Annotated in this window: 11 protein-coding genes; 3 read left to right on the top strand and 8 right to left on the bottom strand. The window is 52.8% G+C overall.

What is annotated here, in order from left to right:
- Positions 1 to 8: 8 nt before the first annotated feature.
- Genes DHN43_RS07685 through DHN43_RS07670 form a run of 4 tightly spaced genes read right to left on the bottom strand, consistent with a single transcriptional unit; the run spans position 9 to position 4727 of the window.
- Positions 9 to 800 carry an ABC-type transport auxiliary lipoprotein family protein gene (locus DHN43_RS07685; protein WP_208995029.1) on the bottom strand — a complete coding sequence of 264 codons (792 nt, stop codon included), beginning with the start codon at positions 798 to 800 and terminating at the stop codon, positions 9 to 11.
- Between the two features lie 10 nt (positions 801 to 810).
- Positions 811 to 2748, bottom strand: a complete 1938-nt coding sequence (locus tag DHN43_RS07680; RefSeq protein WP_108818231.1) for an MlaD family protein — start codon at positions 2746 to 2748, stop codon at positions 811 to 813.
- A gap of 9 nt (positions 2749 to 2757) precedes the next feature.
- Complete coding sequence (locus DHN43_RS07675; RefSeq protein ID WP_063303447.1) at positions 2758 to 3573, bottom strand: ABC transporter ATP-binding protein; 816 nt, start codon at positions 3571 to 3573, stop codon at positions 2758 to 2760.
- Between the two features lie 5 nt (positions 3574 to 3578).
- Positions 3579 to 4727 (bottom strand): MlaE family ABC transporter permease, encoded by a 1149-nt coding sequence (locus tag DHN43_RS07670; RefSeq protein ID WP_108818230.1) that lies wholly within the window; start codon positions 4725 to 4727, stop codon positions 3579 to 3581.
- 108 nt (positions 4728 to 4835) lie between these two features.
- Here DHN43_RS07670 and dgcN point away from each other — a divergent pair, with 108 nt between their 5' ends.
- Positions 4836 to 5849, top strand: coding sequence for an N-acetyltransferase DgcN (gene dgcN / locus DHN43_RS07665; protein ID WP_108818229.1), 1014 nt, complete (start codon positions 4836 to 4838; stop codon positions 5847 to 5849).
- The gene (gene dgcA / locus DHN43_RS07660; RefSeq protein WP_108818228.1) at positions 5846 to 6829 is read left to right on the top strand and encodes an N-acetyl-D-Glu racemase DgcA; all 984 of its coding nucleotides are present in this window, start codon (positions 5846 to 5848) and stop codon (positions 6827 to 6829) included. The genes dgcN and dgcA overlap by 4 nt, the downstream gene beginning before the upstream one ends.
- Before the next feature lie 47 nt (positions 6830 to 6876).
- Here dgcA and DHN43_RS07655 read toward each other — a convergent pair whose 3' ends face one another.
- On the bottom strand, positions 6877 to 8049 hold the full coding sequence (locus DHN43_RS07655; RefSeq protein WP_244306681.1) for an MFS transporter: 1173 nt from the start codon (positions 8047 to 8049) through the stop codon (positions 6877 to 6879).
- A gap of 178 nt (positions 8050 to 8227) precedes the next feature.
- Here DHN43_RS07655 and DHN43_RS07650 point away from each other — a divergent pair, with 178 nt between their 5' ends.
- Entirely contained in the window at positions 8228 to 9337 is a 1110-nt protein-coding gene (locus DHN43_RS07650; RefSeq protein WP_208995025.1) for a protein phosphatase CheZ, read from the top strand.
- A gap of 64 nt (positions 9338 to 9401) precedes the next feature.
- On the opposite strand, the gene DHN43_RS07645 is transcribed toward DHN43_RS07650, so the two are convergent.
- The 3 genes from DHN43_RS07645 to DHN43_RS07635 all read right to left on the bottom strand — a co-directional run bounded on the left by DHN43_RS07645 (position 9402) and on the right by DHN43_RS07635 (position 12359).
- On the bottom strand, positions 9402 to 10421 hold the full coding sequence (locus DHN43_RS07645; protein WP_108818226.1) for a threonine ammonia-lyase: 1020 nt from the start codon (positions 10419 to 10421) through the stop codon (positions 9402 to 9404).
- Positions 10422 to 10512: 91 nt separating this feature from the next.
- Positions 10513 to 11592, bottom strand: coding sequence for a glycosyltransferase family 4 protein (locus DHN43_RS07640; protein ID WP_108818225.1), 1080 nt, complete (start codon positions 11590 to 11592; stop codon positions 10513 to 10515).
- Positions 11589 to 12359: a UDP-2,3-diacylglucosamine diphosphatase gene (locus DHN43_RS07635; RefSeq protein WP_208995125.1), complete on the bottom strand. Its 771-nt coding sequence runs from the start codon at positions 12357 to 12359 to the stop codon at positions 11589 to 11591. Before DHN43_RS07635 ends, DHN43_RS07640 begins: the two co-directional genes overlap by 4 nt.
- Between the last annotated feature and the right edge of the window lie 197 nt (positions 12360 to 12556).

The following is a 12556-nucleotide window of genomic DNA, read 5'->3' as shown; positions in this document are numbered from 1 at the left end:
AACCCGCCTTACTTCACCGTCCCTGCAACCTCAATCGCAGCTGGTGCAACAGCAGCGACCTGTCGTTTGCCTGCATCCTGCTGGCTGTTCAGTGCGGCGCGTTTGGCAGCGGCCTTTGCGCGAGGAATGCGACCGACAGTATTGATAGACCAGCTGGTGATCTGGGCGAGCACATTGTCTGAGGCAGCATTAAGTGCCGGAATTGCATCAGTGACCGTATCACCAGTTGTTGGCACACTCGCCGCGAACACGCGCATGCCGATGGAGCGGCCATCCCGGTCATCCACGATACGTGCAGCCACTTCCACATAGGCTTTGTCACCACCGTCCACCTGCAGCTCAAAAGCCCGCAAAGTGGTTTGCAACTGGTAGTCGATCAACAACCCCTGCCCCGGTTGCGAAACACCACGCAGCTTGCCGGTGTTCTCCAGTGTCTCAACAAGCTTCGCCTGAAACACTCGTGGCAGCGTGTCTGTCCATGCCACCTTCGGAAAGTAGGAGTAAATTGGGCCGCCGCCCTGTGTCACTGCGATATTGCTCGTATCCAACGCCTGAAGAGCAACAGGTGTCGCCACAAGCATTTGATAATCAGAAGCACGGACTTTGACGGGAACATCGCGCGGTGCGGTCAAGCCATACAAAGCTTCAGGGCCACTTGCCCCACACCCTGCAAGACCACCCAGCAGAACGGCACCAACAACGATTTTTTTAAGTGTCGAACCGAACACGCCGAGCTCCAGCCTACTGCCATTAGCCACTCGCACGTTTTCGAGTCGCTTATCTACATTTTTGTCAAACATTTCAAAAAACTCAACGCCGCTGCGCACCATTAAAGACAGGTGTGTCCGATCCGCCGAAAATCACACGATTTGGGTTACGGTCAAAATTGCTCACAGCACGCCGAATTTCAATAAGTGTCTGGTTTAACTGTTGCATTGCTGCAGTAAAGTCCTGTCCGCCTTGCTGACTCAGTTTCAACAGGGCAGCAGAGATTGGCTCCGCCCGCAAGGCAAACGCATCTGCAACCTTGCGGATGGAGGCCGCAGCCTCAGTCGCTTCCTTGATAAAGCCCTGCCCATCAGCTGAAACCATACCGTCTACTTTTTCCAAAATCGTGTTCACACGAACGGAGGCGGCATTCAGATTGGTTGCAATGCTCTTCGCCTGATCAATCACTTTGTCGACGTCCGGCACCTTCTTCTTCAGTTCCATGGTCATGTCATTGACGGACTTTGCAGCATTCTGGATTTCATCAATTGCTTTAGCAAGATCAGGCGTCTTCTCAGCAAGAGTAGTCGCCACCTTGTCAGCCGAAGCAACAATATTGGAGACTTTCGCAGGGTCGATGGCTTCCACAATACCGTTGGTGTTGGAGATCAGAGAGTTCGCATTGTCCATGGTTTCGCTCAGCTGATCGGAGGCAGCGCTCAGGTTCGTTCCAACTTCACGGGCAGAAACGATCACACTGTCGATCTCCTTATTGCGACCAGCAATGGTATTGCTTACTTCACGAATATTCGCTGTGGCAGCACCTGCATCATCAATAACTTTTGCAATCACCTGATTTTTGTCAGAAAGCGTTTTGGTCACCGTCTCAACCGAGGTCACGATATTACCGACCTGTTCGGACTTCACCATACTCAGGATACGGTTTGCATTCTTCGTGGTCAGCACAATCTCGTTGGAGGCCGTCTCAGCATTCTTCACAATACGGTCGATGGCGTCTTTATTCTTGGTCAGTTCAACAGTCAGCTGCCGCGCGTTTTCAGCAACAACAGAAGCAGAGGAAAGCATGGTGTTGATATCGCCGCGACGCTCAGTCAGCACACCACCAAGATCAGACGCACCCTTCAAAATGCGCTCAACTTCCTCAGGCTTGACGGCTCCAATCACAGCTTCAATCTGATCAAGTTCATCGGAAAGCTCTGTCGTAAAGTTCACCAGCTGATCAGAGGCCAGCTTACCGTTGGCAATGATATCACCAACACCGTCTGCTGAGGCAGACAGTTTCTTGGTCATGACCTCAACATTGGTGACGATCTCACCCAGTTTGTCCGGGGGGACATTCGCCAGCAGGTCTTCACCACGATCAACCAGTTTGCCAATCCGGCCCGAGAGCCCCGTCAGCGCTTTACTTGTCTCAGTTACACCAGCAAGAAAATCATCAACGCCCTTGGCATTGTTTGCCAGCGCTTGGGTAAAGACCTCTACGTTCTTTATGGTCTTTTCCACTTCAGGCCGCGCAGTCATCACCAGCTCATCAATATGCGCCAGCGTGGAATCCGCCTTACGCATGATGTCTTTGGCACCTTCCAGCAAATCCTCAAACTGAGACCTGCGCGCATACATAACCGGAACAGTATCAGCTGCTTTGGAGAACAACGCCGGACTGTCAGAGGACCCCCCAGACAGATCCACATAAGCCACGCCCGTCAGCCCGGTAAACCCAAGAGATGCAACGGTGTCACGGCGCAACGGAGCATTGGCATCAACGCGCACAATCGCAACAACAAGCTTAGGGTTTTCAGGATCGTACGTCAGTGCACTCACATCACCGATCTTGATGCCGTTAAACAGCACCTGACCGCCAATCGGCAGACCCGTCACAGCACCGGGGAAAATGATTTTGATATCACGCCGGCTTGAGCGGTCACCCGCACTCAGCAGCCAGAACGTAAACAGGAAGGCGATGCCAACAACAGTTAGAACGAATGCACCAATAGCGATATTATTTGCGCGGGTTTCCATGCATCCTCCTCACACCCGTTTGAGGGCACGTGCCCCACGGAAATAGGACTTAACCCAAGGGTGCTCCACCTGCATCATTTCCTCAATGGTTCCTTCAACCAGAACCCTGCGTTCGCCCAAAACGGCAATACGATCACAAATACTATGCAGACTATCCAGATCATGGGTCACCATGTAAACCGTAAGCCCCAGAGTTTCTTTCAGTTTTACAATAAGATCATCAAAATCAGCCGCTCCGATCGGATCAAGACCGGAAGTGGGCTCATCCAGGAACAATAAGTCAGGGTCCAGCGACAAGGACCGGGCCAGAGCAGCCCTTTTTATCATGCCGCCAGAAAGCTCGGAGGGCAGCTTATCAGCCGCATCCAATGGCAGGCCGACCATCTCAATCTTCAGCAAAGCCAGCTCATCCCGCAATCGCGGCGACAGCTTCAGGTGCTCACGCATCGGCACCTGAATATTCTGCTTCACAGTGAGAGAGGAGAACAACGCTCCCTGCTGAAACAGCACCCCCCAGCGCTGCTCAATCTCACGGCGCATGGCATCTGTTGCTTCGTCAAAATCCTGCCCGAACACCTCAATGGAACCGGACCGTCGCGGCGTCAACCCCAGCACAGCACGCATGAGCACGGATTTGCCCATACCAGACGCACCAACAAAGCCAAGCACTTCACCGCGGTAAACGTCCATGTTCAGGTTCTCAAGAACCAGTTTGCTTCCAAAGCCGACCGTAACATCGCGCACCCGAAGCAAAATCTCCCGATCATCAGCCGCGCGATGACCTGAGCCCAATCCGTTCACCGGTCCCGATTGTCCTTGTCCCATACTGGTTAAAACCCGATAGACGCGAAGAACACAGCAAAAACTCCATCCACCACGATGACCATAAATATAGCTTTCACAACAGAAACAGTCGTATGACGTCCAAGGGACTCTGAAGAGCCCTCAACTTTCATACCTTCCATACACGCGATAAGCCCGATGATCAGGGCCATAAACGGCGCTTTGACAATACCAACCATCAATGTGTCAACAGTAACAGCCGCCTGCAGTTGTGCAATGAAGGAATGAGGCACAATGCCAAGATACCACCAACAGGTCAGCCCCGCCCCGAACAACGCCGCGATGTTCGCCAGAAACACGAGGATCGGAAGCGCAATCATCAGCGCTACCAAACGCGGCAAGATCAGCACTTCGGTCACCCGCAGACCGGTCACCTGAAGCGCATCAATCTCTTCCTGCATCTTCATGGACCCAAGCTCTGCCGTGTAAGCAGAACCGGATCGTCCAGCCACCATAATGGCTGTCAGAATAACGCCAATCTCGCGCAGAACCAGAATGCCGGAGAGATCCACCACAAAGATCTCAGCGCCAAACTGCTTCAGATAAAACCCGCCCTGCTGCGCGATAATTCCGCCAATCAGAAAGCTCATCAGGCACACAATCGGAACCGCCCCCATGCAGGAGCGCTGAAACTGAACGCCGATGGAAATAGGCCTCAACCGGCTTGGATGCGTCGCAGCGGCGGTGATTGTCGCGGTCAGGCCACCCAGCATGGCCAGAATATCGCGCGTATCACGGCCCAGCTGGCGTGTCGCCTCGCCCACGGCTTCCAAATAATTGACGAAAGAGTTACCAGAGTGTTCTTCGGTGGGATTGTCGACGTCTTGCCGGTCAACTTCCTTCAGCAGGATGTCAAAACGTTCATCCTCATAGATGAACTTAACCTCTCGCCCCTGTTCGGCTTGCTCCATTTGGAACCGTTGCAGCAACCAGGCACCAGCCGTATCGAGAAAACTAACCGCCTTTAAATCCACGCGAATTACGGAATGGCGCAGTCTGGACGCGGCTTGATTGATGAGTTTTTCGCAAGTAGATCCCTGCCGGATACCCCAGGCACCGGAAGCCGTAAGCAAAAGTAACGCCCCGTCTTCAGCAGTTACCAGGTCTGGCGCATCCATTTTATCAGTCAGCTTCATCACGGGACCCTGCGCCCTATAATCCAAAAATCCTATTGATCCTATACAGGTTTCTGTAGTGTGTCGTCTAGTAATCCTCATTCAGCCACAAGTACAACGGAAAAAATTATGTCTATTTCTAAGCCATATCTATTATTTCTTGGGGACGTAAAAGACGAGCTGGCAGCAAAAACTGCCCATGGCGTACTTGATTGGCGACCAGAGTGGTGCCTTGGCCAAATTACACTCCCGGGCTGCAAAGCCCACACGACCCTGTCAGAAATGAGTCTTGCTGATGCCACCGAGGCAGGTGCAAAGACTATGGTCATCGGCTGCGTAAATGCCGGTGGCGTCCTGCCAGATCACTGGATTGCAACCATTGTCGACGCTCTCAACCATGGCCTCGACATCGCAGCAGGCCTGCATATCGAGCTGGCAAGCATCCCAGCCATTGCCAAGGCTGCAGCTAAGAACAAGCGCAAGCTTCACGACCTGCGCTTTACGGACCTCACGTTCCCAACTGGCAAAGGCGAAAAGCGCTCCGGCAAGCGTTTGCTGACCGTTGGCACCGACTGCTCCGTTGGCAAGAAATACAGCGCACTCGCTCTGCAAAAAGGACTGGCTGACCGCAACATCAGCTCTGACTTTTGTGCAACCGGCCAGACAGGCATCCTCATTGCCGAACGCGGAGTTGCCATCGACTCTGTCGTCTCGGACTTCATCTCAGGTGCGGCAGAACACATCAGCCCGGCCACCAAAGACAACCACTGGGATGTGATTGAAGGTCAGGGAGCCCTGCATCACCCGTCTTTCGCCGGGGTTTCGCTCGGCCTGCTCCATGGCTCACAACCAGACGCTTTTGTAGTCTGCCATGAGCCAACCCGCTCCACCATGCGCGGTGTGTCAGCACCCATTCCATCCATTCAAGACGTCATTGACCTGACAATACAACTGGGCAGCCTTACCAATCTGGACATCCGCTGTGTCGGCTTAGCCATCAACACCATGATGCTTTCTGAAAATCATGCAAAAAGCTTGATTGAAGAGCTGGGGGAAGCGCATAAACTGCCCGCAACTGATCCTGTCCGCTTTGGGACCGATCCAATCATTGATCATATTTGCGCGGAGTTTAAACTGGTTTGACCTGTCGCCTGTCTATTGAAGCTGAAACATTCCCAATTGCGGGAAGCTTTACCATTGCCCGCGGTTCACGCACGGAAGTAAACGTCCTCACCGCCACACTCACACAGGACGGTCACACAGGCCGCGGTGAGTGTGTTCCTTACCCGCGTTACGGCGAAAGCGTCGAGAGCGTCACCGCTCAAATCGAAGCGGTGCGTGGAGCTATTGAAGCCGGTATTTCCATCGAAGAGCTGCAAAGCCTTATGCCCGCAGGTGCAGCCCGCAACGCGGTGGACTGCGCCCTTTGGGACCTGACGGCCAAACGCCAGAGCTCCACTGTAGCTGAACTGGTGGGCATCAAGTCCCAGCGCATTCTGGAAACCGCCTACACCATCTCCGTCGGTACACCGGAGAAGATGGCGACAGACGCTGCAAAAGCGGCCAGCCGCCCTCTCCTCAAAGTCAAACTGGCAGGCGATGGCGATGTTGAACGCATCGCTGCCGTCAGACAGGCAGCCCCAAACAGCAAGCTCATTGTAGATGCCAACGAAGGCTGGTCAGAAGATAATCTGGAAGCCAACATCAAAGCTTGTCAGCAGGCAGGTGTTGGGCTGGTGGAACAACCTTTGCCAGCGGGCAAAGATGGTATTCTGGCGGAAGTAGAGCACCTCATCCCGATTTGTGCAGATGAAAGCCTCCACACCTCTGCAGATCTGGAAAGCCTGCGCAATCGCTACTCAGCCATCAACATCAAGATCGATAAAACCGGCGGTCTCACTGAAGGGCTGAAGCTGCTGCGCAAAGCAGAAGAGATGGACTATGTCATTATGGTTGGCTGCATGCTCGCCACATCTCTCGCCATGGCCCCTGCCATGCTGCTGGCGCAAAACGCAGAGTTTGTTGATCTGGACGGACCACTGCTGCTTGCTAAGGATCGCGAGCACGCAATCCAGTTTGAAGGCAGCCTGATGCACCCGCCGTCCCCGCAACTTTGGGGCTAATCACAAGCATAAAAAAGGCGGCTCTCAAATCGAGGCCGCCTTGTTTTTTAAACGCGTTTGGTCACCAGCATAAGCGTCAGCACACCGACACAGCAGATCCCCGCCATCAGATAGAAGGCATAGGCTTGTTCAATCGCATAGAGCCAGCCGCTGGCAATACCGCTCACGCCCATCACCACACCAAAAGCTGTTTGTGTCAGCCCCTGAGCCGTGCCAAGGCGTTTGCTTGATACCAGTTTGGACGTGTAGGCAACCATGCCCAGAAACACCATGCCAAAGCTACCGGCATGCAACAGCTGCAGCAAAACAGCGGACCACGTTTCTGTTGCATAGGGGAACAGCATCCAGCGGATGATACTCGCAACACCGCCGGTGACCATCAACCCCCAGGCTCCCAGGTGACGCATGAAGAAGGAGCCCCAAACAAAAATCCCAATTTCTGCCAGAGTACCGATCGCCCACAATCCGCCAACCATCGCATCGCTAATACCCACAGACAGCCAGAAGATGCTGGCGAACGCATAAAGCGCAGAGAAGCTACCCAGCAGCAAACCACCAGACAAAACCACAAGCAGGAACTGCGGATCGCGCAATTCTTCGGCGGCCCAAACACTTTCTTTGCTTGAGCTTCGACTTTCTGAAGGCATGCCCGGCAGCAGCACAGCAAGCAGCGCCAGCAAACCCAGACTACCCACAGTCAGGAAAAGCAGTTCAGCAGGCTCACCAAATGTCAGATACCAACCACCAATCAGCGTCGCGACCACAAACGCAATCGATCCCCATGATCGCATCGGCCCGTAATTCAGGCCAAGAGTGCTCACAGTTTCATAGGCATATGCATCCTGCAGCGGCTGAATAGGCGTGTAAAAAATGGAGAGGAAAACAACCAGTCCAATGACAGTCCAATAGTCACTGGAGTAGATCAGAACCCAAAAGGAGATCAGCGCAATAACACTGAACAGCGCCATGGAATGACGCCTGCGCCCTGCACGATCCGAAATGCTCGTCATCAACGGAGTTGCAAAGATGCGGACGATATTTGGCAAGGCAATCACCAATGCGATCTGCACAGGTGTAAAGCTAATATCCTCCAAAAAAAGCGGAAAGTACGCAAGAAAGAAAGCGTTTGCGAAATTAAACGCTGCAAACAAACCACTCACGCCTGTTGCAATCCAGAATAGGTTACTGGCTTTCCCTAATGAGGAAGTTCTTCTGGGCATAGTCATTGGAAAACACTACAAATGGGGGTGGAGAGTACCCGAGGAAGTGGATGGGAAGGGATACTCCTATCACTTGTGCTAATAGGGACTATCCAAATCAATGTAAACCAATTATTAGCCGTAGAATCTGTTATATAAACTTGTAGTATTATCTTAGTTAGTTATGAAGGAGCCACTTATGGCTGGCAACAACCGAAAGGTCCTTTTGAGCCCCGAGGAATTTGATGCCATCAAAAGCGCACTCTCTGAGACTGATAGAGGCCGTGCTTTCCTTCATGATCACCTCACACTAAACAGATCCGCCGAAACAGCAGACCTTCTGGAAGCTGTTCGACGACTTGAAAAAACATTGGTTGAGCGCGAACTGCCATCTGAGATGGAAACATATCGCCTGCACACCTATGAAATGTATGAGGCAATTGAGCGAACGAAGGACGAAATCTCAAAGATCAAGCTGGAAAATGCCGACAATAATCGCTTTTCAGCCGCTTCTGACGAGCTAGATGCAATCGTCACATCCACAGAAAGCGCAACACAGGTCATTTTGGAGTCCTCCGAAGCTATTCAGGATTTGGTGGACAAGCTCCGTGCGTCCGGCGCAGAAGATGCCCCATGTGATGCCATTGAAGAAATGGCCATGGAAATTCTGATGGCGTGTTCCTTCCAGGATCTGACAGGGCAGCGCATCAACAAAGTGGTAAAGGCCCTTCATTACCTTGAAGGCCGCATCTCCAAGATGATCCGCATCTGGGGTGTAAACTTGGCTGATGAAGATCGCCCGGAAATCAATTTAGATGAGCCACGTGATGAAGATGATCGTCACATCGACAAGCGCCCGGACGCCCACTTGCTCAACGGCCCGCAAATGGATGGTGCAGGCGTTGATCAGGCAGACATCGATGCAATGTTTGACACAACACCTGCCTCGACCGAAGAAGCACTGAACGAAAACGTCGTTCAGTTTGCTGCTGAAACACGAGCAGAAGCAGCCCCTCAGGAAGAGGACAAAGCAGAAGAGCCTGCCGAGGAACCTGCTGAAATCTTTGAGCTTGATGATGTGGAAGACGAGCTGAACGCTGTTGAAACGCCTCAGGTCGCGTTGATCGAGGACGACGACCTCATCGTCACAAACGACGATACGCCAGTCGAGACGGACACCGCGACAGAGCAGGACGATGCACCAATCGAAATCGAGGGGCAGTCTCCTCCGCTCACCTCCCCAAGAGGCAGCAATTCCGACCCGCTCCATCACCTCTCAACAGGTGAGCGCCTCGCACTCTTCTCGTGATTGAGACAGAAAACCAGAATTTCGAAAGCCGTTTGCCTCCTTTTCAGCGCAAACGGCTTTTTTCTTATGCAGGTGTTTTCTCTGCAGAGTACTGCTTCAATGCCTTCTCGAAGACAGCAGGATCCACATTGCCACCGGAGATCGTGATCACTGCCGTCTTCCCGGAAATGTCAATCTTGCCAGACAACACAGAAGCCAAAGCAACAGCTGCACCCGGTTCAACAACCAGCTTCAGTTCAAAATAAGCAAAGGCAACCGCTTTCATCGCCTCGTCATCTGTGACACGCAGACCTTTTGCCTGACGCCTGCTCAATACTGAAAAGCCTTTGTCCCCCGGCATCTCAGTCAGCACCGCATCGCACACAGAACCACCCAGAGCAGCATTGCGAACACGTGTCCCAGCTTCAAGTGAGCGCGCATAATCATCAAAACCAGCAGGCTCTGCCGTGTAAATCTGACACTCAGGCAGACTCGTTTCCAGCGCCAGTGCAATACCGCTGGTCAGACCACCGCCACCTGTACAGCTGATCAACACATCAGGCGTGACACCCAGAACCTCACATTGCTCTGCAATTTCAAGCCCGGTCGTACCCTGTCCCACAATCACACCACTGTCATTGTAAGGATGAATGAACGTCGCACCGCGCTCCTCACAAAGACCACGGGCAATCGCCTCACGGTCCTCGCTCTCACGATCGTAAAGCACAACCTCCGCCCCCAGCGCTTTCGTCCGCTGGATCTTCAGCTGAGGCGCATCCTCAGGCATCACAATCACCGCCGGAAAACCAAGGATCTTCGCAGCAGCTGCAACGCCCTGCGCATGGTTGCCGGAAGAACACGCAACCACACCAGCGGGTCGCTGTTCCTGCGAGATCAGAGAAAGGCGATTGAACGCGCCTCGAAACTTGAAAGACCCGGTGCGCTGCAGATTTTCGGCTTTAATAAAGACACGGCCATTCACCTGCTCATCCAACACCGGAAAGTTCAGAAGCGGTGTCAGGCTGGCATAGCCTTGTAGCCTTGTTCTTGCTTTTTCAATTTCGGAAAAAGTGAGTTCGACTGGACTGGAAACATCTAAAACCATAAGAACCTCGGCAACAGCAATATGCCGCCCTGTATAGCACGCAAATCTACGAGGGTTTCAGATATTCTGATCACAGCTCAAGGAGATCCACTCAACCATTCAGGTGATTTCCAACAGAGCCTTTGCCCGCATACAGGTCCTGCCGGAATCCTGCAGTAAATGCAGGATCATAGGCATATTCAGCATTAGCCAGAAACTGCTCGGCACTTGCCCGCCACGTAAATCGCAGGGCAACATCCCGGCAATGATCCCGCGAAACCTCCAGCGCTTCCAGTGCTGCCGCCTGAAGATCATTCTTCAGTACACCTGCCCCACTGTTGCCAATCACATCAATCGGCCCCATCACAGGAAAGGCCGCCACCGGCGTCCCGCAAGCAAGGGCTTCCAGCAGCACATTGCCAAATGTGTCGGTCTGGCTCGGAAACACAAATACATCCGAGTTTGCATAATACTCAATCAGCTCATCACCGACGACAGGCCCGGTAAACAACACCTCCGGATAAGCAACCTTGAGCTCTTCCAACTGCGGACCACCACCAACAACCACCTTGGTTCCCGGCAAGTTAAGCTGCAAAAATGCCTCGATGTTCTTCTCAACCGCCACACGTCCCACATATAAAAACCGCGGCCCCGGCAGATGATCCAGCAGGCTGGTCCGCATTGGCCGGAACCGCTGATGATCCACCCCGCGCGACCATCGCAGCAGATTGTCAAACCCACGCACACGCAAGTCAGCTTCCAATGTACTCGTCGCAACCATGCACCCCTGCCCGCTGTTATGAAAACGGCGCAGCCAGGAATAGCTGAAGGACAGCGGAACCGGATAACGTGCTTGCAAATACTCAGGAAAGCGCGTGTGATAGCTGGTGGTGAAGACATGCCCGTCTCGCTTTGCCACCTGCCTTGCCATAAGGCCCAACGGTCCTTCGGTCGCGATATGCAGATGATCGCAGTCGTACTTCTCAATAAACCCACGCACGATATGTGGAAGTGTCAGGCTCAGCCGGATCTCGCCATAAGACGGCATCGGAATGCTATGGAACGATTGCGGTGTCAGAAACTCAACCCGAATACCCATAGAGCGCAGTTCAACTGAAAGTCGCTCCAGCGTCCGCACAACGCCGTTGATCTGAGGCTTCCACGCATCGGTGACAATCAGGATCGAGCTCATGCCGCCACCCGTCCGTCAGAACTCTCGCTGGTAGGCTCACTCTCGCCTCGTTTGCCATCGCCCCAATGAATAACCTCAAACGTTCCATCAAAGTTCTCGGCAACGGCAGTGCAACTCTCCACCCAATCACCAGTATTGATGTAATGGATGCCGTTGGTCTCATGATCAGCCGCATGATGGATATGACCGCAGATCACCCCATCCACCTTCTGACGCTGCGCTTCTGAGACCAGTGTTTCCTCAAACTTGCCAATGAAGTTGACGGCGTTCTTTACCTTCAGCTTCGCCCACGCAGAAAGGCTCCAGTAGGTCAGCCCCAGCTTACGGCGGCAATAATTCAGCACTGTATTGAGATTGAGCGCACTCACATAAGCCCAGTCACCAAAGAAGGCCAACCACTTTGCATGGCGCACCACCACATCAAACTGGTCACCGTGAATGACAAGATACCTCTTGCCATTGGCCCCTTCATGAATGACTTGATCAACAACCTCGACACCCCCAAAGTGGATGCCGAAGAAATCCCGCAGGAACTCATCATGATTGCCGGGAATGTAAACGATCCGTGCCCCTTTGCGGCCTTTGCGCAAGAGCTTCTGCACCACATCATTATGCAGTTGAGGCCAATACCAGGACCGTTTCAGCCGCCAGCCATCAATAATGTCGCCGACAAGATAAACCGTGTCAGCGTCGTTTTGCTTCAAAAAGTCCAGTAAGAGATCAGCCTGACATCCGCGTGTGCCCAGATGCACATCAGACAAAAACAAGCTTCTGTATTTTTTACTAGTAGAATCCCCGGTCACCACAAAGCCTCCGGAATAAGAAAACCTTCTTTCCTTTAAATTGATTCACAAGAAACAAATATGACAGGATGCATATACTCAAACCTGTCAGCTTCTTGCTTGAACCTCAAGTAACATTACTCCCCGTTTATTAGGGGAGAGAAAATCAAGTGCCTGCAATT

This window comes from Pseudovibrio sp. Alg231-02, assembly GCF_900143565.1.
GTDB lineage: Bacteria > Pseudomonadota > Alphaproteobacteria > Rhizobiales > Stappiaceae > Pseudovibrio.
Note: the sequence above shows the minus strand (reverse complement) of the source record. Positions and strands in the feature narration are given on the sequence as shown.